The organism is Massilia mucilaginosa, assembly GCF_011682145.1.
Classification (GTDB): Bacteria; Pseudomonadota; Gammaproteobacteria; order Burkholderiales; family Burkholderiaceae_D; genus Telluria_A; species Telluria_A mucilaginosa.
The window spans coordinates 1-385 of sequence record NZ_WHJH01000232.1 but is presented as its reverse complement, the minus strand read 5'-3'; the positions used below and the strand labels follow the sequence as shown (position 1 = coordinate 385).

Here is a 385-nt window from a genome sequence, read left to right as displayed (position 1 = left end):
CGGTGGATCCGCTATAGAAGAAACGCTCTCCGGGAAACATGGTCAGCGTTTCGTTTTTCAACGTGCCCAAGTCAAAACGCGTTGTCCCGATCGTGAGGACGCCTTCGGCCAGCGCGTAATCGGCCCTGCTGACGTTGCGCGTTCTGACGTGCCGGCACGTCATCTTGCCTGCGGCATCGATAACACCGTCCAATTGGGCGTAGATGCTGTGCATGCCGGGTTGGACCTTCCCGGCGAGCCGGCACTCGAACATGTCGGGCGCCCTGCCAAACGCTGCTTGCTTGGTCCCGTCGTCCTGTTCCACTGTGCCGAACGATACAGTTTCAGAAGAGACGCTCATCGACATCAGTGGCTTACCGCTGATGTACCGCGGACGGCTCACCGC

General features: G+C 59.7%; 1 protein-coding gene. It reads right to left on the bottom strand.

The genetic code is table 11. From position 1 onward, the window contains the following. On the bottom strand, positions 1-346 hold a 346-nt coding region (locus tag F2P45_RS34645; protein ID WP_166882705.1), incomplete at its 3' end, for a hypothetical protein. Between the last annotated feature and the right edge of the window lie 39 nt (positions 347-385).